The sequence below is a fragment of the Meiothermus ruber DSM 1279 genome (genome assembly GCF_000024425.1).
Taxonomy (GTDB): Bacteria; Deinococcota; Deinococci; order Deinococcales; family Thermaceae; genus Meiothermus; species Meiothermus ruber.
In genome coordinates this window covers 386,161-408,051 of sequence record NC_013946.1, presented here as the reverse complement: position 1 = coordinate 408,051, position 21,891 = coordinate 386,161, and the positions used below count along the sequence as shown (strand labels likewise).

23 protein-coding genes are annotated in these 21,891 nt (G+C 63.5%); 11 read left to right on the top strand and 12 right to left on the bottom strand.

Annotated elements, in window-relative coordinates:
• The first annotated feature begins 1 nt into the window (after nucleotide 1).
• The 6 genes from MRUB_RS02175 (at nucleotide 2) to MRUB_RS02150 (ending at nucleotide 4,588) form a co-directional block, all read left to right on the top strand.
• Complete coding sequence (locus MRUB_RS02175) at nucleotides 2–457, top strand: MOSC domain-containing protein (protein ID WP_013012726.1); 456 nt, start codon at nucleotides 2–4, stop codon at nucleotides 455–457.
• A gap of 9 nt (nucleotides 458–466) precedes the next feature.
• On the top strand, nucleotides 467–1,363 hold the full coding sequence (locus MRUB_RS02170; RefSeq protein WP_013012725.1) for a delta(1)-pyrroline-2-carboxylate reductase family protein: 897 nt from the start codon (nucleotides 467–469) through the stop codon (nucleotides 1,361–1,363).
• A 10-nt stretch (nucleotides 1,364–1,373) separates the two neighbouring features.
• Nucleotides 1,374–1,685, top strand: coding sequence for a divalent-cation tolerance protein CutA (cutA, locus tag MRUB_RS02165; protein ID WP_013012724.1), 312 nt, complete (start codon nucleotides 1,374–1,376; stop codon nucleotides 1,683–1,685).
• Between the two features lie 92 nt (nucleotides 1,686–1,777).
• Nucleotides 1,778–2,686, top strand: coding sequence for a magnesium transporter CorA family protein (locus MRUB_RS02160; protein WP_013012723.1), 909 nt, complete (start codon nucleotides 1,778–1,780; stop codon nucleotides 2,684–2,686).
• 162 nt (nucleotides 2,687–2,848) lie between these two features.
• On the top strand, nucleotides 2,849–3,457 hold the full coding sequence (locus MRUB_RS02155) for a helix-turn-helix domain-containing protein (RefSeq protein WP_013012722.1): 609 nt from the start codon (nucleotides 2,849–2,851) through the stop codon (nucleotides 3,455–3,457).
• A gap of 222 nt (nucleotides 3,458–3,679) precedes the next feature.
• Nucleotides 3,680–4,588 (top strand): DUF4032 domain-containing protein, encoded by a 909-nt coding sequence (locus tag MRUB_RS02150; RefSeq protein ID WP_013012721.1) that lies wholly within the window; start codon nucleotides 3,680–3,682, stop codon nucleotides 4,586–4,588.
• Here the strand turns inward: MRUB_RS02150 and MRUB_RS02145 are convergent.
• From MRUB_RS02145 to nagA, 4 genes are read right to left on the bottom strand one after another with little or no spacing between them, the layout of a single operon-like run.
• A complete protein-coding gene (locus MRUB_RS02145) occupies nucleotides 4,527–5,186 on the bottom strand; it encodes a VOC family protein (protein ID WP_013012720.1) in 660 nt (219 codons plus the stop codon). The genes MRUB_RS02150 and MRUB_RS02145 overlap by 62 nt on opposite strands.
• On the bottom strand, nucleotides 5,183–6,055 hold the full coding sequence (locus MRUB_RS02140) for a 3-hydroxybutyryl-CoA dehydrogenase (protein WP_013012719.1): 873 nt from the start codon (nucleotides 6,053–6,055) through the stop codon (nucleotides 5,183–5,185). The genes MRUB_RS02145 and MRUB_RS02140 overlap by 4 nt, the downstream gene beginning before the upstream one ends.
• A gap of 28 nt (nucleotides 6,056–6,083) precedes the next feature.
• A complete protein-coding gene (locus MRUB_RS02135) occupies nucleotides 6,084–7,127 on the bottom strand; it encodes an SIS domain-containing protein (protein ID WP_013012718.1) in 1,044 nt (347 codons plus the stop codon).
• Nucleotides 7,124–8,221 carry an N-acetylglucosamine-6-phosphate deacetylase gene (nagA, locus tag MRUB_RS02130; protein WP_013012717.1) on the bottom strand — a complete coding sequence of 366 codons (1,098 nt, stop codon included), beginning with the start codon at nucleotides 8,219–8,221 and terminating at the stop codon, nucleotides 7,124–7,126. Before nagA ends, MRUB_RS02135 begins: the two co-directional genes overlap by 4 nt.
• Before the next feature lie 486 nt (nucleotides 8,222–8,707).
• Between nagA and nagZ the strand changes: the two genes are divergently transcribed.
• Nucleotides 8,708–10,243 (top strand): beta-N-acetylhexosaminidase, encoded by a 1,536-nt coding sequence (nagZ, locus tag MRUB_RS02125; RefSeq protein WP_013012716.1) that lies wholly within the window; start codon nucleotides 8,708–8,710, stop codon nucleotides 10,241–10,243.
• A gap of 2 nt (nucleotides 10,244–10,245) precedes the next feature.
• Nucleotides 10,246–11,208 (top strand): quinone oxidoreductase family protein, encoded by a 963-nt coding sequence (locus tag MRUB_RS02120; RefSeq protein ID WP_013012715.1) that lies wholly within the window; start codon nucleotides 10,246–10,248, stop codon nucleotides 11,206–11,208.
• On the opposite strand, the gene MRUB_RS02115 is transcribed toward MRUB_RS02120, so the two are convergent.
• The 5 genes from MRUB_RS02115 to MRUB_RS02095 all read right to left on the bottom strand — a co-directional run bounded on the left by MRUB_RS02115 (nucleotide 11,205) and on the right by MRUB_RS02095 (nucleotide 15,848).
• Nucleotides 11,205–12,629 (bottom strand): TRAP transporter large permease, encoded by a 1,425-nt coding sequence (locus MRUB_RS02115; protein WP_013012714.1) that lies wholly within the window; start codon nucleotides 12,627–12,629, stop codon nucleotides 11,205–11,207. The two genes, MRUB_RS02120 and MRUB_RS02115, sit on opposite strands and share 4 nt — an antisense overlap.
• On the bottom strand, nucleotides 12,630–13,187 hold the full coding sequence (locus tag MRUB_RS02110; protein ID WP_013012713.1) for a TRAP transporter small permease subunit: 558 nt from the start codon (nucleotides 13,185–13,187) through the stop codon (nucleotides 12,630–12,632).
• Between the two features lie 139 nt (nucleotides 13,188–13,326).
• Nucleotides 13,327–14,409 (bottom strand): TRAP transporter substrate-binding protein, encoded by a 1,083-nt coding sequence (locus MRUB_RS02105; protein ID WP_013012712.1) that lies wholly within the window; start codon nucleotides 14,407–14,409, stop codon nucleotides 13,327–13,329.
• A gap of 238 nt (nucleotides 14,410–14,647) precedes the next feature.
• Nucleotides 14,648–15,142, bottom strand: coding sequence for a DUF4384 domain-containing protein (locus tag MRUB_RS02100; protein ID WP_013012711.1), 495 nt, complete (start codon nucleotides 15,140–15,142; stop codon nucleotides 14,648–14,650).
• A 58-nt stretch (nucleotides 15,143–15,200) separates the two neighbouring features.
• Nucleotides 15,201–15,848 carry a ribonuclease HII gene (locus tag MRUB_RS02095; protein WP_013012710.1) on the bottom strand — a complete coding sequence of 216 codons (648 nt, stop codon included), beginning with the start codon at nucleotides 15,846–15,848 and terminating at the stop codon, nucleotides 15,201–15,203.
• A 167-nt stretch (nucleotides 15,849–16,015) separates the two neighbouring features.
• Between MRUB_RS02095 and MRUB_RS02090 the strand changes: the two genes are divergently transcribed.
• Both MRUB_RS02090 and MRUB_RS02085 read left to right on the top strand, forming a co-directional pair.
• Complete coding sequence (locus MRUB_RS02090; RefSeq protein ID WP_013012709.1) at nucleotides 16,016–17,137, top strand: GGDEF domain-containing protein; 1,122 nt, start codon at nucleotides 16,016–16,018, stop codon at nucleotides 17,135–17,137.
• 50 nt (nucleotides 17,138–17,187) lie between these two features.
• A complete protein-coding gene (locus tag MRUB_RS02085; RefSeq protein WP_013012708.1) occupies nucleotides 17,188–18,348 on the top strand; it encodes a MalY/PatB family protein in 1,161 nt (386 codons plus the stop codon).
• Between the two features lie 52 nt (nucleotides 18,349–18,400).
• Here the strand turns inward: MRUB_RS02085 and MRUB_RS16165 are convergent, their stop codons facing one another.
• The 3 genes from MRUB_RS16165 to ftsE all read right to left on the bottom strand — a co-directional run bounded on the left by MRUB_RS16165 (nucleotide 18,401) and on the right by ftsE (nucleotide 20,438).
• Nucleotides 18,401–18,985, bottom strand: coding sequence for a ParA family protein (locus MRUB_RS16165; protein ID WP_013012707.1), 585 nt, complete (start codon nucleotides 18,983–18,985; stop codon nucleotides 18,401–18,403).
• A gap of 30 nt (nucleotides 18,986–19,015) precedes the next feature.
• Nucleotides 19,016–19,567, bottom strand: coding sequence for a ribosome hibernation-promoting factor, HPF/YfiA family (hpf, locus tag MRUB_RS02075; protein ID WP_013012706.1), 552 nt, complete (start codon nucleotides 19,565–19,567; stop codon nucleotides 19,016–19,018).
• A 184-nt stretch (nucleotides 19,568–19,751) separates the two neighbouring features.
• Entirely contained in the window at nucleotides 19,752–20,438 is a 687-nt protein-coding gene (gene ftsE, locus MRUB_RS02070) for a cell division ATP-binding protein FtsE (protein WP_013012705.1), read from the bottom strand.
• 109 nt (nucleotides 20,439–20,547) lie between these two features.
• On the opposite strand from ftsE, the gene MRUB_RS02065 reads away from it, so the two are divergent.
• Nucleotides 20,548–21,864 carry a S41 family peptidase gene (locus MRUB_RS02065; protein WP_013012704.1) on the top strand — a complete coding sequence of 439 codons (1,317 nt, stop codon included), beginning with the start codon at nucleotides 20,548–20,550 and terminating at the stop codon, nucleotides 21,862–21,864.
• Nucleotides 21,865–21,891 lie beyond the last annotated feature (27 nt).

The following is a 21,891-nucleotide window of genomic DNA, read 5'->3' as shown; positions in this document are numbered from 1 at the left end:
AATGCCGCAACTGCTCTCCCTCCACGCCGGGCTCGCCCCCAGCCTGCCCAAACCGGCCTTATTGCAGGTTCGCCTGGTCGAGGGCCAGGGCGTGGAGGGTGATCGGCACTTTGGCCGGCACCCCGACCGGGCGGTGCTGGTGGCGGGGCAGACCAGCTACGCGAAAGCGCACCAGGCCGGCATCGAGCTGCCCTGGGGGGCTCTGGGCGAGAACCTGCTGGTGGACTTCGACCCCCATGCGCTGGGCCCGCACAGTCGGTTGAAGATTGGAACGGCGGTGCTCGAGCTCACCACCGTCTGCACGGTCTGCGACACCCTATCGGCCTTCGACCTGCGCTTACCCAAGGTGCTTTACAACGCCCGTGGTGTTTACGCCAGAGTCCTGCAGGGCGGGCTGGTGCGGGTGGGCGACCCGGTGGAGGTGCTCACCCCAGATTCCCTGCTCCGCATGGGGTAGGCTGGGGGCATGCGCATACTCACTGCCGAAGAAACCGCCCAGGCCCTCCCCTACCCAGCCCTGGCCCAGGCCATCGCCGGGGTGCTCGAGGCCCGCGCCCAGGGCACGGTTCAGGCCCCCGAGCGCCTGGTGATGCCGCTCGCGGGCGGGGCCACCCTGCTGCTGATGCCGGCCACCGACCCCCGGATCACCGTGACCAAGCTGGTGACGGTGCACCCCCAAGAGCGCCCCAGTGTGCGGGCCGAGGTCTGGGTGATGCGCACCGATACCGGCGAACGCCTGGCCCTGCTGGACGGCGCGGTGGTCACGGCCCGGCGCACCGCGGCGATCTCGCTGCTGGCGGCCCAGACCCTGGCCCCCCACCCCACCGGCACCCTGCTCATCATCGGGGCGGGTGTGCAGGCCAGAAGCCACCTAGAGGCCTTCCAGGAGGGCCTGGGCACCGACAAGGTGTACGTCTACTCGCGCCACTTCGAGCACGCCGAAGCCCTGGCCTCCTACGCCCGTGGGCGCGGCCTGCTGGCCCAGGCCGTGCGCAGCCTCGAGCCCGTTCTCGAGGAGGTGCGCCTGATCGTCACCGCCACCACCAGCCCCACCCCGGTGCTGCTGCAAGCCCCTCCAGGCGCTTTCATCGCCGCCGTGGGGGCCTACCGCCCCGAGATGGCCGAGGTCGCCCCGCAGGTGGTGCGGCAGGCCCGGCTGTACGTGGATACCCTCGAGGGGGCCCGTTCGGAGGCAGGCGACCTGCTGCAAGCCGGGGTGGACTGGGGTCAGGTGCAGCCGCTCGAGGCGGCCCTACACCAGCCCAGACCGGCCTCGGGTACGGTGCTGTTCAAGAGCGTGGGCCACGCGCTGTGGGATCTGGCCGCGGCCCGCCTGGCGGTGCAGTCGCTGGGCATCCGGTAATCTGGTAGGCATGTACCTCACGGTTTTTTGCACCGTCCCCGACCTCGAGACCGCCCGGCGCATCGCCCACACGGTGGTACATGAAGGGCTGGCGGCCTGCGTCAACCTGCTGCCGGGCCTCACCTCGGTCTACCGCTGGCAGGGCCAGGTGGAGGAGAGCAGCGAACTGCTGCTCATCATCAAAACCCGCCAGGAACGCTTCGAGGCCCTGGAAGAGCGCATCCAGGCGCTGCACCCCTACCAGGTACCCGAGATTATCGCCCTTGCCATCGAGCGGGGATCGGCGAGCTACCTGGATTGGATCGCAGAAAGCACCCGATAGCCTGGCCTCGGAGCAATCCGCCGTAGACCGCAAAGGAGCCTGCTACCGCTTGCTTCCTCCTTTGGAACCATCCACGATATAAGCTATAGGCCATGGTTCGGGCCAAGCAACTATCGGACGGAGCCCCTTGCGGCCTGCTGGAAACCCAGGTCTGGGTGGATGTCGAAACCCCCACCCCCGAGGAACTGGCGCTCATTGGGAAGCAGTATCCCCTCAACCCCCTGGCCCTGGCCGATGCCCAGGAGATCGGCCACTGGAGCCGCTTCGAGGAGTATCCCAAACACCTTTTCCTGATCTTCCGCACCCTCGAGACCCCCCACAACGCCCACAGCCGCACCGAGCGGGTCTCATACTTCTATTTTCCCGAGACCCAGGTGCTGCTCACCTACCGCAACGAGCCGGTGGACTACCTCGAGCAAATCTGGAACAGCTTCCGTGGGGGCTCGTGCCTGCGCTTGTGGCAGCGTCTGCTCGACCAGGGCGTGCAAACCTTTTTCGAGTACACCGATGCCATCACCGACCGGGTCGAAGACCTGGAGGAGCTGGCCCTGAACGGCGACAACACCCCCGAGATCCCCCGCCGGGTGTTTTCCGCCCGCCGCGAGGTGCTGCGCACCCGCCGCCTGGTCTCGCAGGCCCGCGAGGCGCTGCTGCACCTCGAGCGCCTGCCGCTCTGGGGCCTCGAGGCCTACCTGTTCCGCGACCTCACCGACCGCATGGGCCGGGTCTACGAGGGACTGGACGCTGCTCGAGACGAGCTATCCAACGTACTGGAGGTGTACCTCTCGGCCCAGAACAACCGGCTCAACCGGGTGGTACAGGCCCTGACGGTCATCTCGGTGCTGTTCCTGCCCATGACCCTGTGGGCCGGCATCTACGGCACCAACTTCGAGGCCTTTACCGAGTACCAGTGGCCCGCGGGAAGGATCTACTTCTGGAGCGGACTGCTGCTGATCGGCGGGGGTCTGGCCCTCTGGATGAAGCGCCGGGGCTGGTGGTAAGGCAGCCCACATCCAAGCCAAGGGCCCCCTGCGTACAGCAGGGTAGCAGGCCGGTGTTACACATTTTTCCAAATGTAACCTCACTCACCTCAAATAAATCAACATGATTGTTTACAAAATAACCCCGGCCTGCTATAGTCGGTTTTGAGGAGTGATGAAGCCATGCAAACCAGCATCCTTGATACCCTAACCTTCGATCCTGGCGAGATCATTCTCTATCCGGGCGAGCCCAGCCCCAAGGATCAGCTCTACCGGGTACGGGAAGGTCTGGTACGGCTCCAGAGCGTGGACGATGAGGGCAACGCTCTGACGTTACGCTTCGTGCGCCCTGGTGAGTATTTCGGCGAAGAGGTCATCTCCGGTGCCGAGCGCACCTACTTCGCCGAGGCTGTAACCGAAACCAAGGTTGATGCCCTGGCACCCGGGCAGCTTTCTGCGCAGGAAATGCACGAGCTGGTGCAGGGGCTGGTGCGGGCCCTGAGCCAGACCTACCAGACCATTCAACGCATCTCCGGCCAGCGTCTTAAAAATCGCATCGCGGCCACCTTGCTCGAGCTATCCCGCACGCCGGTGGCCTTTATGGAGAAAAACGGCCGGATCGGGGTGCGGGCCACCCACGACGAAATTGCCTCGGCGGTGGGCTCGGTGCGCGAGACCGTGACCAAGGTCATCGGCGAGCTGACCCGCGAGGGCTACATCCGCTCCGGCTACGGCAAGCTGGTACTGGAAAACCCCAGCGGCCTCGAGCGGCTCTCTAAAGAGGCGGCCTAGCCCCCTGGCCCAGGCCACCCGCTCCCAGGGGCGGGTGGCCGCGCCGATTTTGCGCAGCAGCCGATTAAGACCGAATTAATATAGAGGCATCCGGGGAATTGGCGTGTTGGGGTATACTCAAAAAGGGTTGGATAAGGCGCTTCAACCCCAATCCACCACAGCACAGCTCTTCGCCAAACTGCCGGCCATTCCCACCTCTCGGAGCGCATTAGGGTGAAGCCCATGGATTCAGAGCATCAAGCCCAGCTAGAGGCCGAAGCCTTGTCGCGTCGTGTATTGGTTCACGATATTCTGCGTCGCCTGCGCGGCCAGCCCAACGATCTGCTGCCCTACAGCGCGGTTTCCAGCCTGCGCCCCCGGGGTGAGTCGTACAAAGGACTGCAAACCATTGAGGTGGATAAAATCATCGGCTCGGTGGATCGCTACGGTGACTTCGATGCCGAGTTCATGCCCAAAGAGCCCTTCACCCTGGATCGCTGGACCAAGCTCCGGCAGGCCCAGCTCGAGGGCGTGGAGTTTCCACCGATTCACGTCTATAAGGTAGGGGACGCCTACTTTGTAAAAGACGGCAACCACCGCACCGCTTTAGCCAAAGCCCAGGGCCAGCACTACATAGACGCTTACGTGATCGAGCTCGAGGTGCCGGTAGATCTCGACCCCGACGACACCCTCAAAGATGTGATTCTGAAGGGCGAGTACGCCGCGTTTCTAGAGCAGACCCGGCTACCCGAGCTGCGCCCCCACCACGAGCCCATCCTGTTCAGCCGGCCCGGCCGCTACGACGTGCTGCTCGATCACATCCGCACCCATCAGTATTTCATGGGCCTTGACCAGAAGCGCTCGATTGGCTGGGAAGAGGCGGTCGCCGACTGGTACGACAACCTCTACCTGCCCACCATTCTGGAGATTCGCGAGAACGGCGTGCTGAAAAACTTTCCGGGCCGTACCGAGGCCGACCTGTACCTGTGGATCTCCGACCACCGCTACTTCCTGTCCCAGGCCATCGGGCACGATGTGGGCCCCGAAGAGGCGGCCCTTTCGGTGCAGCGCAGCGTCCAGAAAGGCCCCATCAGCCGATTTCTGGACTGGCTGGGCCGGTTTTTCGTCCGGCAGAGCCCCCAGCCTGGCTAAAGAGCACCTTGCGTCCGGCGGGGGTCTGGAGGAGGGCCCAGAGCCCCGGATGGAAAGATACTTCCAACGAATACACGAGGCCCAGTTGTTGCAGCACCGGGGCCACGGCCCCGGGCTGGGGGTGCAGTAGCTTCCAGGCCAGCAGGCGGCAGCCGGTATCCGGCAGGGTATCGGTAGGGTGCCGGGCACCCCACTCAATCAGGTAGGGCACCACCCCGCCCCAGTGCAGGCGCCCGTCCTCGGGGAGGGTGATATGCCACTCGAGGTCGCCCCGGCTGGCTTTGGTCACCGGGCCCAGCCCCAGCGCAGCGTAGCGCTCGAGGGCCTCGGTGCGGGCCACCCAGGTCAGAAGGCGCGGCGGCCCGGTGAAGCGATCCAGCTCGAACCAGCGCGGGCGGCCCGGCGCGGGCGCCTGGGGGTCAATGGCGATGATCTCCAGATACACGCCGCCCCCCAGGTTCAGCAAGCGGTTGTGGGTGCCCATCAAGGGGTGCCGCCCCCCCGCTGGTGGGAGCACCACCTCCAGGGTGTCCTGGACGTACTCCACCCCCTCCTGCAGGGTCTGGGCGGCCAGCACCAGGTGATCCAGCCGGGTCATCCGATCTTGTTGCCCTTTTCGTCGTAGCGGTAAAAACCCCGCCCGCTCTTGCGGCCCAAAAGCCCGGCCTGCACCATCTTGCGCAGCAGGGGCGAGGGCCGGTATTTGTCATCGCCCAGCCCCCGGTGCAACACCTCCATGATGGAGAGGCAGGTGTCCAGCCCGATGAAGTCGGCCAGGGTGAGGGGGCCCATGGGGTGGTTCATGCCCAGCTTCATCACCTGGTCGATGGCCTCGGGCGTGGCCACCCCCTCCATCACGCACTGGATGGCCTCGTTGAGCATGGGCAGCAGGATGCGGTTGGAGACGAAACCGGGGTAGTCGTTGACCTCCACCGGGGTCTTGCCCATGCGGCGGGCCACCTCCAGCACGGCCTGGGTGGTGGCCTCGTCGGTGAGGTGGCCGCGGATCACCTCCACCAGTTCCATCAGGGGCACCGGGTTCATAAAGTGCATCCCGATAAAGCGCTCCGGCCGGCGGGTGGCCGAGGCCAGGCGGGTGATGGGAATCGAGGAGGTGTTGGAGGCCAGGATGGCCGCAGGCTGGAGGAGGGCGTCGAGCTCGCGGAAAAGCTCGAGCTTGGTGGGCTCGTGCTCCACGATGGCCTCGATCACCAGGTCGCAGTCGTTGAGGTCGGATAGGTGGGTGGTGGTGGTGATGCGGGCCAGGGCCGCGTCGTGGGCCTGCTGGTCAAGCTTACCTTTTTCCAGCAGCTTGCCGATGGAACGCTTAATGCTGCTAAGGCCGCGCTCGAGGAAGGCCTGCTCGAGGTCGCGCAACACCACCGTGTACCCCGCCTGGGCCGCCACCTGGGCAATGCCCGCCCCCATCTGCCCTGCACCGATCACACCAATCTTGCGAATTTCCATAGCTGTATCCTACCCAATCCGAAGCACCTCAACGCGTGCGGGTCACCTTGGACAGGTTGCGCGGGGCATCGGGGTCGAAGCCCCGGGCCACCGAGAGTTCGGCGGCGAAGGGGTAAAAGGCCTGGGCCAGCAGAATGGAGTCCAGCACCGGGTGGAGCCTGCCGGGGAGCGGCAAGGGGGTGTGGGCCAGCTCCAGCGCCTCGCTTTCGGAGGAGGCCACCAGCAGGTGTCCGCCTTTGCTACGCAGGTTTTCCAGCAGGCTCAGCATGCCGGGCAGTGGTTTGTCTTTGGGAGCCAGCACCAGCAGGGGGAAGTCGGGTTCCACCAGCGCCACCGGGCCGTGCAAAAGCTCGGCGCCCGACATGGCCTCGGCGTGAAAGGCGCTGGTCTCCTTGAGCTTGAGGGCCAGCTCGTTGGCCACCGCAAAAGCGTAGCCCCGCCCCACCACCAGGCCGTTTTCTGCTTCCACCAGCGGCTCCAGCCCGGCCTGCCAGTTGGCCTCAGCGGCTTTGTACATGGCTTCCGGCAGCCTCGCCAGGGCTTCTTTGAGGGGTTTGTCTTCGGCCCAGGCGGCGACCAACTGGGCCAGCGAGGCCAGGGCGGCCAGGTAGCTCTTGGTGGCCGCCACCGCCTCCTCGAGGCCCGCCCACAGCGGCAGCACCACCTCGGCGGTCTGGGCCAGGGGGGAGTGCTCCTGGTTGACCAGGGCCAGGGTCAGGGCCCCTTCGCGCCGGGCCTGGCGGGTGACCTCGATCAGATCCGGGCTCTGGCCCGACTGCGAGATGGCGATCACCAACGCCCGGCTCAGGGCCAGGCGCTGCCCGTAAACCGTGTGCACCGAGGGGATGGCCGAGGAGCAGACCAGGCCCAGCAGGCTTTCGATTAGATACTTACCGTACAGGGCTGCATGGTCGGAGCTACCTCGAGCCACCGTCAGCGCAAAGGGCGGGGTGTGGCGGCGCAGGAAGGTGCCGAGTAACTCCATCTCGCTCTTGTTTTCTCGCAAGGCCTGCTCCACCACCGCAGGGGCTTGATGGGCTTCTTTGAACATCTTGGTTTCGACCGCTCTCATCCAGAGACCTCCACTTTCTGGCCTCGCACATACACCTCCACAAGCCGCGCCTGCTCGTCGAGCACCACCAGGTCGGCGGGCTGGCCTATTTCCAGCCCATGCGGGATTCCCAGGTACTGGGCGGCAAAGCTCGAGGTCATCTGCATCACCTCAGGCACGGTATAGCCCCAGCAGCGCAGATTATACGCAGCCCTGTCCATGGTAAGGGCGCTCCCAGCCAGGGTGCCATCGGCCAGGAAAACCCCTTGGCTTTTCTTGTAGACGCGGTGCCGCCCCAACCGGTACTCCCCCTCGGGCCGCCCTGCAGCAGCCACTGCATCGGTTACAGCATAGGTCTGGGGGATGGCTCGGGCCAGCGCACGGATGACCGCCGGGTGCACGTGCAGCCCGTCCGGAATAATCTCGGCCCAACGGGCGCGCTCGAGGCCCAGGCCCACCACCCCCGGCTCGCGGTGGTGCAGGGGGGTCATGGCGTTGTAGAAATGGGTAAAACCCTGGGCCCCGGCCTCAAAACCCGCCAGCGCCTGGGCATAGGTGGCCGCTGTGTGGCCTTGCTGCACCCGCACCCCCTGCTCACTCAGGAAGCGGATTAGCTCGAGCGCCCCTGGCCGTTCGGGGGCCAGCGTCACCACTCGAATTGGGGCCAGGGAGAGCAAATAGCGCATGGTCTCGATGCTGGGCTCGAGGGCGTAGGGCGGCTGGGCCCCCAGCCTTTCCGGGCTGATAAACGGCCCCTCCAGATGCACCCCCAGCACCCGCGCCTCACCAGGGCCGGGGTTCTGCACCACCGCAGCGATGCCCCGCAAAGCGGCCTCGAGCTCCTCCAGCGGCGCCGTAACGGTGGTGGCGAGCAGGGCGGTGGTGCCATGCCGGGCGTGGAAGCGGGCCATCCGTCGCACGGCCTGCTCCCCATCCATGCAGTCGGCCCCATCCCCCCCGTGCACGTGTAGGTCTATAAAGCCTGGCAGAATAAAGCGCTCCGGACTGCCCTGGTCGGCATCCAGTGGCTCCAGGGCCTCGATGCGCTCCGCAAAGGCTATACGACCCGGATAAGAAAGACTGGGGGTTATTAGTGTTCCCACAAGTTGCGCCATCTATCGTCCCAATCTCAGGCTGATGGCCTGTTGGTTTTCCTCCATAGGGCGTTGCCGTGGGCCATTTCCAGGCTGTGCGGAACCCGCCGCGCCGGTATGATGCCCCCGCCGGCATCTCGAGGCGCGCAAGAACCGCCCGCAAGCAATTTGGCCATGGCAGCCGGACTGCCGGGTGTGTTCACCTGGTCGAGAGCCTCCAACCGCAATAAACGCATCGCCAACCCCACCGCTCGAGCCGGTTGATGGGGGGGCTCGAGGGTGATGGGTCTGATATTGGCGGGCAGCAAAAGTGCATGCTTCATACGTTGGGTGGAAATCTGCTCTTCCTATGCAAACTGTACAGACATCCTACAGGAATACTAAACCCCGGCGCGTATGCCCAACAGATTTCAGCCACTTCTATCCACTGCCCTACCCGTTTTCGGTCTGGAACCAGCAAGCTTTACAAGCCCCCCGGCCTCAAGGTCATACTATGCAGAGGCAATCATGGAAAAGCTATTTCTTGCCACCAGCCTGATGATGGTAGACATCCCCGGCCCCACCCTGGACGCGGCCACCCGCGCCCACCTCGAGCGCTACCGCTTTGGGGGGGTGTGCCTGTTTCGCAAAAACATCCAGAACCCCGAGCAGGTTCGCCAACTGGTGGCCGAGATTCGCGCGGTGCTGGGGCCCCAGGCCTGGATTGCCATTGACCAGGAGGGCGGGGCGGTGCAGCGGGTACTGGAGTTTGCCCTGGCCCCCTCCCCGATGGCCCTGGGCGCGGTGGGGGAGGTCAAGACGGCCGAAGCGGTGGGGGCGGCGGTGGGCCGTGCCCTCATCTCGCTGGGCATCAACTGGAACTTTGCCCCCTCCGTGGACGTGAACACCAACCCCCAAAACCCGGTGATCGGCGACCGCAGCTTTGGCTCCGACCCCAAAAAAGTAGCCCGGCTGTCCCTGGCCTGGGCCCGGGGCCTCGAGCAGGCCGGGGTAATGGCTGCCATCAAGCATTTCCCCGGACACGGCGACACCTTCCTGGACTCGCACCTCGAGCTGCCAGTGGTGAATAAAACGCTGGAAGAGCTCGAGCGCACCGAACTCTACCCCTTTCGCAAAGCTGTGGAAGCCCAGATCAGCTCGATTATGAGCGCCCATATCCGCTTCCCCGCCCTGGACAAACAGCACCCGGCCACCCTCTCTAAAAAAATCCTCACCGGGTTCTTGCGTAAAAAATTGGGCTTTCAGGGCATCATCGTCACCGATGCGCTGGACATGAAAGCCATCAGCAAAAACTACCCCATCGGCGAGGCTGCCGTAAAAAGCTTGCAGGCCGGGGCCGATATGATTCTGTCGCTGGGCCAGCCCGAGGTGCATATCGCCCAGGCCACCGCCATCCAGCAAGCCCTGGAAAACGGCTCACTTTCCGAGGAACAGGCCCGGCAAAGCCAACTGCGTCTGCTGGAGGCCGCCCTGCGCTTCCCCGGCCAGGCCCAGCCCTACCCCCCAGCCCAGCAGAAGCGCGACCAGGCCCTCATGGAACAGGTGGCCCTGCGGAGCATTACCGCCTACCGCCGGCCGCTGCGCCCCCGGCGCTCGGATCGAATTTTGCTGGTCTCGGCGGGCAGCACCTTCGAGGCCGGCCCCTACGGCGAGACCCTCGCGGTCAAGGACTTTGCCGATCTGCTCAAGACCCGCTTCGCCGGGGTCAGTCAGTTTGTCTACGACCCCCAACAGGCCGATGCCTTCAAGAGCGGGCTGGAACAGGCCGCCGCCACGGCCGACTACCTGCTGGTGGTCTCGGTCGGTCGCGGCCGCCTGAGCGAAGCGGAAACCCGGCTCCTCAAGCAGGCCTTCACCCTGGGCAAACGGGCCGCGCACATCGCTTTGTGGAACCCCTACCACATCCTGAGCCTGCGCAAACCGGCCTTCGTGACCTATGGCTTCCGCGCCCCCACCCTGCGGGCCCTGGTCAAGGTGCTGGGCGGTGCGCGGGCCCGGGGTTCCTTGCCGTTCAAGCTGCGCCAAAATCGGGTTAGTCTATAGCTATGAAAGCCATTCGCGTACACCAGCCCGGCGGCCTCGAGGCCCTGCAACTGGAGGAAATCCCAGTCCCCACCCCCGGCGAGGGGCAGGCCCTGGTGCGGCTTCAGGCCATTGGGGTCAACTTTATTGATACCTACAAGCGCTCCGGCCTGTACAGCGTCCCCACCCCCTTCACGGTGGGCGAGGAGGGGGCCGGTGTGGTCGAGGCGGTGGGGCCGGGGGTGGCCGGCGTGAAGCCCGGCGACCGGGTGGTCTACTCCAACGTGCAGGGCAGCTACGCCGAGTACGCCGTGGTGCCCGCCGACAAACTGGTGCAGATTCCGGATGGGCTCGAGGCCAAAATTGCCGTGGCCGGCATGCTTCAGGGCATGACCGCCCACTACCTGGTGTACAGCACCTACCCCCTCAAGGCCGGTGAGACCTGCCTCGTGCACGCCGGGGCGGGCGGGGTGGGGCTTCTCTTAATTCAGATGGCTAAGCAAATTGGGGCCACCGTTATCGCCACCGCTTCCTCGGAGGGAAAGCGGGCCCTGGCCAAGGAAGCCGGGGCCGATTACACCCTGCCCTACGAAGGCTTCGACCAGAAAGCCCGCGAAATTACCGGCGGCAAAGGGGTGGATGTGGTCTACGACGGGGTGGGGCAGTCCACCTGGGAAGGCAGCCTGAACAGCCTGCGCATCCGGGGGATGCTGGTGCTGTACGGGCAGAGCAGCGGGCCGGTGCCTCCCTTCAACCCACAAGTCCTCAACCAGAAGGGCGGCCTCTACCTAACCCGGCCCTCCCTGTGGCACTACACCCAGACCCGAGAGGAGCTGGAGTGGCGGGCCGGCGATGTAATGCGCTGGGCCCTGGAAGGCCGGCTCAAAATTCGCATCGGGGCCGAGTTCCCCCTGGCCCAGGCCGCCCAGGCCCACCGGGCGCTGCAAAGCCGCGAGACCACCGGCAAGGTGCTGCTGATCCCCTAGCCCCCTGGTACCCCCCGCAGCGAGGGCAGCCAACTGCTCAGGCTGGGGAAGGCAATTACGATCACCAGCACAATGAGCTGGACAATAATGAAGGGAATCACCCCTTTGTAGATCTCGGTGGTCTTGACCTCCGGTGGGGCCACCCCGCGCAGGTAGAAGAGGGCAAAGCCAAAGGGCGGGGTGAGGAAGCTGGTCTGCAGGTTCATGGCCAGCACAATGCCGAACCACAATAGCTTTTGCTGCACGAAGGCCTCGGTGGAGAGGTCGTAGTGGCCAGCCATCTGCAAGGCCTCGGCCTGGGCCGTCCAGATGGCTGTGGCCGCCGGCAGCACCAGGGGCACCACAATAAAGCAAATTTCAAAGAAGTCGATAAAAAAGCCCAGAATAAACACCATCACCATCACAAACACGATGAACCCTATTTCTCCACCGGGCAGCGCCACCAGGATGTCTTTCACCAGCTTATCGCCCTCGAGGCCCCGGAAGATCAGGCTAAAAGCGGTGGCCCCAATCAGGATAAAGATCACCATGCTGGTGAAGCGCGCCGTCTCGACCACGGCATCGTAAAACACCTTCCAGGTCAGGCGGCGGTAGGAGGCCGCCATCAACAACGCTGCAATAGAGCCCACCGCCCCGGCCTCGGTGGGGGTGGCGATGCCAAAGAAAATACTACCCAGCACAAAAACAATCAGCAAAACCGGCGGCACCAGGGCCACCAAAGCCCGCCGGGCCAGCTCCCAACCCTGGTACGGGCGGGCTTCGGGCGGCAGGGCGGGGGCCAGCTTGGGCCGGAACAGGGCCACCAAGGCCACCAGCACAACCAACCCCCCTGAGAGAATAAGGCCCGGTATCAACGCCCCCAAGAACAGATCACCCACGCTGATCCCCAGTTGGTCGCCCAGCACCACCAGCACGATGCTGGGCGGAATGATCTGGCCCAAGGTGCCCGAGGCCGCAATCACCCCCGTGGCCAGGGGCCTGCTGTAGCCGTACTTGAGCATCACCGGCAACGAGATAAGGCCCATCGCCACCACGGTAGCCGCCACCACACCGGTTGTGGCCGCCAGCAGCGTACCCACCAACACCACCGCAATAGCCACCCCGCCCCGGATGGGCCCAAAAAGCTGCCCAACCGTGTCCAAAAGCTGCTCGGCCAGCTTGGATTTTTCTAAAATGAGGCCCAAAAAAATAAAGTACGGGATGGCCAGCAGGGTGTAGTTGGACATAATGCCGAAAATGCGCTGGGGCAGGCTGCCCACAAAACGAATGTCAAACTCTCCAAGGCCAATGCCAATAGCCCCAAAAATAAGCGCCACCCCGCCCAGCGCAAAAGCCACCGGGTAACCGGTAAAAATAAGCACCAGCGCGGCAATAAACATCGCCCCGCCCAGCAGCTCCACGCCACCACCCGAGAGCACCATCTAGGCCACCTCCCCTTCAGCCTCATAGGGCGGCCTGGGCAAGGCCCCACGCAGGTACGCCAGGTTCTTAATGAACTCTGATAGGCCCTGCAGGGCCAGCAGTACAAAGGCTGGAAGCAGCATCAGCTTGAGGGGCCAGCGGGGCAGCCCACCCGCGTCTAAGGAGACTTCCCGTACCTGTATCGAGAAGGCCACCAGTGGCAAAGAGACATAAAAGAGCAGCACGGCAAAAGGCACCACGAACAAAATAGATCCGAGCATATTGACCCAGGCCCGGCCTCGGTCGTCCAGGCGGGCATAGATCACATCCACCCGGATATGGCCGTTGTGTTTGAGCACATACCCTACCATCAGAAGAAAAATCAGGGAAAAAAGATACCACTGCAGCTCAAAGTAAGTGTTGGAGGCCAGGCGGGTTCCCAGGCTCTTATCCAGGCTGCGCCCAATGGCGTTGTAGGCCCCAATAGCGATCATCGGTACCACCAGCCACAGGGTCACACGCCCCACCCATTCGTTGAGCCCATCTATCAGCCGGGCTATTAAAAGCAACGCCTTCAAACCCGGCCTCCCCTAGGTAGAACAACCTGTGCGCGCATTTCGCTAACTCCTTGTTGGCTTCGCTTATGCTAGCCAGCCAACCCTTTTCAGTCAAGCAAAAATCCCCTACGACGTTGTAGGGGATTCGGCCGACGCAGCTTTACCGCAAGGTGCGGACAAAATCATCGTAGCGGAACTCGTTAAGCGCAAACCAGCGGCGGGACTCGTCGCGGAATTTCTTCCAGTTCTCGTAGATGCCACGGTAGGTGGTATCTTTGGCGGCAATTTCTTCGTACAAAGCGGTGGCCTCTCTGTTGGCCGCCTGCAGCACGCTGGAAGGATAGGGTCTAAGCTGGGTGCCAGCCCGCTGCAACCGGGCCAGCGCCGGGGCGTTTTTGGCATCGTATTCGGCTATGGTTCGATCGTTGGCCTCGGCGCAGGCCGCCTTGACAATCTCCTGGTACTCCTTGGGCAGGCTGCGCCAGCGCTCGAGGTTGATCAGAGTGGAAACTGTCGAACCGGGTTCCCACCAGCCGGGGTAGTAGTAGAAGCGGGCCGCCTTGTTCAGACCGAGTTTTTCGTCATCGTAGGGGCCTACAAACTCGGCTGCGTCGATAGCGCCACGGTCGAGCGCCAGGAAGATCTCCCCAGCCGCCAGGGTTTGCACCGTAACCCCCAGGCGGGCCATAACCTGCCCCCCTAGGCCTGGAATGCGGAAGCGCAGCCCCCTGAGGTCTTCAGGGCCCCGGATTTCCCTGCGGAACCAGCCGCCCATCTGCACCCCGGTGTTACCTGCCGGGAAGGTGATGACGTTGAAGTCGGCGGCCACCCGCTGCATGGCCTGCAACCCACCGCCAAAGTAGAGCCAGGCGTTTTGCTGGCGAGGGTTCAGGCCAAAGGGTACCCCGGTATCGAAGGCCAGCGAGGGGCTTTTGCCCACGTAGTAATAGTTAGCCGTATGGCCCATCTCAACGTTGCCGGCCTGCACCACATCCAGCACCTGCAGCCCGGGAGCAATCTCACCCGCCGGATAGGGGGTGATCTCGAACCGGCCATCGGTCATCTCGGCCACCCGCCTGGCCACAATCTCGGCAGCGCCAAACAGGGTATCCAGCGAGCGGGGCCAGCTCGTGGCCATACGCCAGCGCAAACGCGGCAGGGTCTGGGCATAGACCGGGCCAAACACGGTGCTCGCCGCTACGGCACCGACCCCCGCCTTCTTCAAGAAGTCACGTCGCTTCATTAAGCTTCCTCCTTAGCGAAAAGGTATGTTTTCTTGCACGTCTGGTGCGAAGTGATTATATGCTAGCCAATATGGGGCTTCAATAGCGATTTCAAAAACCGCTGCTTATGAAAGAGCCCAGCTTTCTTTTGCGCACAAGCCGAGCTGCAGCAAAGCAGGTTTTCCCAGTGGCGATAGGGCAGTTATCCAGCAATTCCTAACAAAAATTCCATGTTTTTAGCAGCCATCCAGGTAGGTGCTAGCGAATGTAGAAATACGTTTCGGCCACGTCGCGCACCCTCGAGCCCGAACGCTGAATGTAAATAGAGGTCTGCTGATCCCAAAGCGCCAGGCTATAAGTACCCCGGAACACAAAACCGGAGGGATGGGGGGTATCGGTATAGATGGCCCGCACCCGCTGCAAGCCAAGGGGCGGGCGCACCTCGTAGCGGAAGCCGGGCGGCCCCGAAAGCCTATGGGTGCCCGGGTTTAGAAAAACCCGATCGAATTCGTAGGCTACTCCGTCTGGATCTATGCCGACCAAAACCACGTAGCCGGGCCGGGCCAGGCTGATGATAAAGCTCACGCTATCCCCCACCCGGTAGCCAGCCGCCACCCCCCGATCCGGTTCGAAGCGGGTGATGACGGGGCTTAGTTCGACGCCAAAGCGCAGCCCCACCGTAAGACTCGAGCGCGTGGGGAAGCAAGCGGAAATCAGTACCACCAACAAGACAAGCCCTAGCTTTGCACGCATAATTCCTGACACCCATTGTACCCCACCGCGTCCGGCAGTAGCCTTGCTTAAACAAAATCTAAAAAAGCCCGGTTTGGGCCACCGGAGCAAAAGTGCGGCGGTGCGCCCCGCAAGGGCCCAGGGCCTTCAAAGCCCGCAGGTGCAGGGTGGTACCGTAGCCCTTGTGCTGCGCAAAGCCATAGCCCGGGTAGCGTTGCTCGAGCGCCTCCATGTACCGATCCCGCGCCACTTTAGCCAGGATGCTGGCCGCCGCGACCGTGGGGCTATGCCGATCGGCCTTGGGTGGTGCGCGCAGCAGGTGCGGTGCGTCGGGTCGGGATGGGTTGTTGCGCAGATACTGCTGCCACTCCTGCTCTAAGCGCAGGTAATCGGTGAGCAAGGCCTCCGGAGATACCTTAAGCTGCTCCAAGGCTCGAGCAGCCGCCAGGTGGGTTGCCCGCAGAATGCCGAGCCGGTCTATCTCGGCTACCTCAGCCCATCCCACCCCCCAGGCCAGGGCCACTGCCCGGACTTGCTCTGCTAGGTGCTCGCGCGCCCTGGGGGTGAGGGTTTTGGAGTCGCGAAAGGGGTACAGGGCTGGCTCTTTCGGAGGGGGCAGGATTACCGCCGCCGCCACCACCGGCCCGGCCAGCGCACCCCGCCCGGCCTCATCCACGCCGGCCACCCGCAAACCCAGTTTCCACCAGTCGGACTCGAGCGCTGACATTCCGGGCCCAAGCCTACCAGAATCAGGCCGACCATCGGCATTGTGCGGCAACCAACCAGCCCGCTTGTAGGGGGCGGGTGTTTCAAGTAAGAATTCACGGTGTGTCAGGTGAAGCACAAAATCTCGAGCATTGATGTTAGATTGTCCTCATCTATTTGGTACTGGCTATGCTGCCCCGCCCAGCCCCTGACCCCTACGTAACCCTCGAGGTGGCCGATCCCCTCGAGACCCTGCGGATTCGCCTCACCCTGTGGTTACTTCCCCTCGGGGCCGGGGCTGCCCTAACCGCCTGGGGGCTGTCGGTCACCTCCAACAAATTATCGCTGCCCGATCAGTATCTGCTGCTGCCAATGGCCGTGGGGTTTATCGCCCTGGAATTTCACCTCTGGCGCAATCCGCAGAACGTTCGATGGGTCTGGCAGATTGCCCTGGCCTTAATAGCAATTTACGAGATTGTCAGTCTATTTTATGAAGCCGCCTACAAACTACACCAGCGCGACGGCATTACCCCTGCAGCCTTGTGGTTTCCCATGGTCTACCTGATGGCCTTCAATCTGCTCAACCGCAGACAGGCCTTGCGTTTTTCGCTGGTGTATCTGGTTCTGGGTTTGCTGGCGGGCGCAGTGGGCATGCTCATGAGCCCTTCCATTAACGTCTCCTCTATCAATACCGCCCTGCAGTTCACCTTTTCCAACATCGCCTACCTGGCCTTGCTGTACATGTTTGCTTACCTGCGCCGGCACTACGCCCAGATGCACCAGATGGCCCATACCGATGCCCTCACCAACCTGACCAACCGCCGGGCCATGCAGCAAAAACTGGAGGGTGAGCTGGATCGGGCCCGCCGCTACAATCGCCCTTTTGCACTCCTGCTGGCCGACCTCGACCATTTCAAACAAATCAACGATACCTACGGCCATTCGGTGGGCGATCAGGTTTTGCGGGAGGTGGCCGGGCGGCTGGCGCAGCACCTGCGTGAGAGCGATAGCCTGGCCCGGTGGGGCGGTGAGGAATTTCTGATCCTGGCCCCTGAGACCGACCTTCAACAGGCCTACTTGCTGGCGCAACGGCTGCTGGGAGCCATCCGCGAAAGCCCCATATCGGGCGTGCAGGTCACGCTAAGTCTTGGGGTGGCCTGCTACCGGCAAGGTGACAGCATCGCCGCCCTGCTAAGCCGCGCCGACGAGGCCATGTACCGGGCCAAGGCCGGTGGCCGCAATCAGATTGTGCTGGAAGAGGAACTCGAAGACATCGTTATTCCTTCCCACTCCACCACACCGGAGTTGTGAGCGCAGCCTGTTTGCCAAACAGCCGTCCTGATTGGAGATAAGCTATAGCCATGCAATTGGACGAGCTATCGCCCCGCACCCTGCGCGATCCCTACGGCTACAGCGGCAAGTGGCACTTTTACCCTGCGGACGTACTGCCCATGTGGGTGGCCGACATGGACTTCCCCATCAGCCCGGCCATCACCCAGGCCATTGTAGAGCGGCTGCAGGAGCGGGTGGGCTATCCCCAGATGAAAGGGGATGGGCTGCTGCTGGAACGCATTATTCAGCAGCAAAGCCAGTTCGGTCTGGAGGGTCTTACCCCCGAAAACCTGCTGCTCACCACCTCGGTGGTGCCGGCCATCTACGCCAGCGTGCTGGCCCTGAGCAGCCCCGGCGATGAGGTGATCACCCAGGTGCCGGTCTATCCTCCGTTTCTCAACGCCCTCAGCGAGCACCACCGCATCGCCCGGCACAACCCGCTGCAACCCACCCCCAGCGGCTGGGAGATTGACTTTGATCAGCTCGAGCGCCTGGTGACCCCCCGCACCCGGCTACTGCTGCTGTGCAACCCCCAGAACCCCACCGGGCGGGTCTTCCGACGTGACGAGCTGGAGCGACTGGCCGAGTTTGCCCTGCGCCACCGCCTGTGGGTGATGTCCGACGAACTCTGGGCCGACCTGATTTACGAGGGCCAGCACATCCCCATTGCCTCTTTGAGCCCCGAGATTGCCCAGCGCACCGTGACCCTCACCGGGCCCTGCAAGTCGTACAACACCGCCGGGCTGGGCGGCGGGGTGGCCATCAGCCACAACAAGCAGATCCTGAGCGCCATGGCCCAGGTTAGCAAGGGCCTTGGGGGCCACCCCAACGTGCTCGCCATGGCAGCCTGGCGGGCTGCGCTCGAGCACGCCCAGGACTGGCTACAGCAGGTGCGGGCCTACCTGAAGGGCAACCGCGACCTCGTCACCGGGTTTATGCAGCAGCGCCTACCCCAGGTGGGCTACCGGCCCCCGCAAGGCACCTACCTGGCCTGGCTGGACTTCTCACAAACGCCCCTGGCCCAGGAGGCGCACAAGATCATGCTGGAACAGGCCAAAGTCGGCCTCAACGATGGCAGGATGTTCGGGCCGCAGTACCAGGGCTGGCTGCGTCTAAACTTTGCGACCAGCCGCTCGCTCGTGCAAGAGGCGCTCGAGCGCATTGCACGGGTAGTCCAGGCGGTCGATTAGGCGCTCCACCACCGCTTGACCCCCGCGGGAAGCCCCCAGCGGTACAGCCCATCTACCGTTTGAGCATCTCCCGTCCCACCAGCACATACTCCTCCCAGGCCCGCACCGCCCGGGGATCTGGAACGTTTTGCACCAAAGTTCCGGCCAGCACTGCTTTTTCATAGGCTGCCAGGCGATGAACAGCGTGTTTGAAGTGGGGTATGGATCGCGCCCTCAAATAAGCGAAGGCGCGCACCCCCTCGAGGGAGGGAAAGGGCGGCACCAGGGTCACCAGAACCCGCCACGGGAGGTCGCTTAGCATCGGCAAAAACTGCTGCAAACTCGCCAAGGAAAGCAGCCCCGGCGAGGTGGGCACCACCACCAGGTCGGCCTTGCCCGCGTACTCGCGCAGGGTCTTGCCCTTCGGGTGTCCCGCCGTATCAATTACAACGTGCTCAAAGCGCTTGGGTCGGGCCTCCTCCGGGCCGGCCACCTCAAAGGGCAGTCCGGGCCCCTGGCGGGCCCAGACCAAGGCACCCTGGGCGGGGTCGGCATCGATCAGCAAGGTGGGGCCGCGAAGCCGCAAAAACGCGGCCAGGTGCACCGCGGTGGTGGTCTTGCCCACCCCGCCTTTGAGCGAGGTAACCAGGATGCGCATTGCTCGGCAGCCCCCCACCGCAGCAGGGGCTCAGGCGGTGGGCTCAATCAGGCCATAATTGCCGTCACGACGCCGATAAATCACGTTAATCTGCTCGGTATCGGCGTTGCGGAAAACAAAGAAGTCGTGGCCTAGGGCTTCCATCTCGAAGGCGGCATCTTCCGGGGTCATGGGCTTCATGTGAAAGCGTTTGGTACGCACGATGCGGGGCTCGGCCTCTTCCTCGGTTTCGAGGTGGGCGCTTCCAGCCAGAACAGCTTCTGGAACCGCATGGCGCGCGCGCTGAAAGTGGCGTTCTTTGTAACGCTTGAGCTGGTACTCGAGGCGGTCAATCGAGCGATCAATGGCCGCGTACATATCGGGGTCGGCCTCCTCCACCCGCACAATACCCCCCGGCACATTGACCTGAATCTCGGCCTTGGCCTTGCGCTCGATGCGCGGGCCCTGGGCCATCGAGAGCACCACTTTGGCCTCAACGTTGTTATCAAAGTAGCGATCCAGGCGGGCCATCTTCTTGTCCAGGTAGTTCTTGAGGGCCTCGGTGATCTCAATTTGGCGACCAACCAGTTTGTAAACGTTCATCATCGCCCTCCAATCGTGTCCCGAGTTGGCTTCCCAGGCGGGGTTTCGGGATGGCGAAGGCACTCGGAAACCTCCACCAAGTCCGGGATTCCCGAAACGCTGCTTTTAGGTTTTCAAAATGCCCTCTCGCCTGGTACCTCAATACTACCATCCCCCAGCGAGGGATATTTGTCCAACTGCTCCATCAAACCAGGCTGTACCTCCCCTCCCGGTCATCGCGCACCAACTGGCCGGCCTTGAGCACCACCACCCGCTGGGGATAGGCTTCCACCAGATCGCGGGAGTGGGTCGCCACCAGCACGGTGGCCCCTCGAGCGTGCACCAATTTGAAAATTTCCAGCACCGCCAGGGCGTTGGCCGGGTCGAGGTTGCCGGTGGGTTCGTCGGCCAGCAAAACCTGGGGGTCGCCCACCAGGGCCCTGGCAATGGCCACCCGCTGGGCCTCCCCCACCGAAAGTTCGTCGGGGTAGGCCCGCTTCTTGTGAACAATCCCCACCTGGCGCAACACACGGGTCACCCGCAGATCCCATTCGTGTCTGGGCACCCCCAGCACGTGCAGGGTGAAAAGCAGGTTCTCTTCGACGGTGCGATCCCTCAGCAGCCGGTGATCCTGGAAGACCACCCCGATCCGCCGGCGGTGCAGGGCAATGCGGTCGCCGTGCAGGGCTTTAAGGTTCTCACCGGCAAAATAAACCGCCCCTGAGGTGGGCTCGAGGCGCTTCAAGATCAGATTTAGCAGGCTCGATTTACCCGCGCCCGAGTGCCCGACCAGAAAAACAAACTCGCCTTTTTTGATTTCCAGGTTCAGGTCGAAGAGGGCCTTGGTCTGGGTACGGGGGTACTCGAGCATCACCCGATGAAAGTGGATCATCGGTTTCCAGGGTACAACAAGGTGCCGCTCGAGAGCTCGGCAATGTTTGCAGGTGAACACTTCGCTCTCATCTACAACCGCTACACTGGGGTCTTAGGTGAACGAGACCATGAAGCGCAGAGCCTGGTTAATTGTGCTGGGTGGCATCCTGGCCGCCCTTGTTTATGCCCAGCTTTCGGGGGGGGTTGCCGAAGCCTTCAACCGCAACCCCTACGGACAAGCCCTGGTACAGACCTATCAACTCCTGCAAACCCAGTATCTGACCCGCCTCGAGCCCGACCAGCTCAACCGCGTGCTCGAGGGCGGCATCAGGGGCATGCTGGGGGCTTTAGAGGACGAGTTTACCAGCTACTCCCCGCCCCAACGGGCCAGTCTGCGCAACCAAGATATCCAGGGTGAGTTCTTTGGCATCGGCGCCACCCTGGCCCCCAACGAAAACGGCGGCGGCGCACGGGTGCAGGGGGTGATCCGGGGCCTGCCGGCCTTCAACGCCGGCATCCGGGCCGGGGATATCATCGTGGAGGTCAACGGCCAGGACGTCACCAAGCTCGATCTGAACGAAATTGTGGCCCAGATTCGGGGGCCGCAAAACACCAAGGTCACCATTGGCATCCGCCGGGAAGGCACCAACGCCATCCTGCGCTTCGAGATGATCCGGCAGCGGGTCGAGATCATCTCGGTCTCCAAAACCATCCTGCCCGGCAACGTGGGGTACGTGGCGCTGGAAACCTTCGGCAACGTGCGGGTCATCGAGCAGCTCAACGCCGCCCTGAACGAGCTGAAGCAGCGGGGTGTGCAAAAGCTGGTCTTCGACCTGCGCGACAACGGCGGCGGTCTGCTGGATCAGGGCTGCCAGGTGGCCCGGGCCTTTATCCGCGAGGGGCCCATCGTGTACACCCGCACCCGCAACGAGACCCGGCTCTACTGCGAGGCCAACGGCCAGGTCACCTGGAGCGGCCCAATGGTGGTGCTGATCAACGGCAACTCGGCCTCGGCTTCGGAGATTGTGGCCGGGGCCATGCAGGACACCGGGCGGGCCAAGGTGATCGGTGAGACCTCGTTTGGCAAGGGTGTGGGGCAGAATGTGATTGATCTGGCCAACGGTGGCGACCTGACCCTGGTCACCTTCGAGTGGCTCACCCCCAAGCGCCGTGGCATTAACAAGCAGGGCATCAAGCCCGACATCGAGGTCAAGGACACCCGCTTTGAGGTGCCGGTGGCCTTTGAGGGCACCGGGGCCAAGCCCGGCGAGACCGTGACCATCACCATCGGCGGCCAGACCTTTACCACCAAGGCCGACGCCCAGGGCAAGTTCAACTTCAGCCAGCCCCGGCCCGCGGTCAACCTGCCCGCCGAGCGCGGCCAGGCCGAGGTAGACCTGAACAAGGACGCCATTTTGCGGCGGGCGCTGGAAGAGCTTCGGTAAGACTGTTGCGCCCAGGCCGAAAGCTCA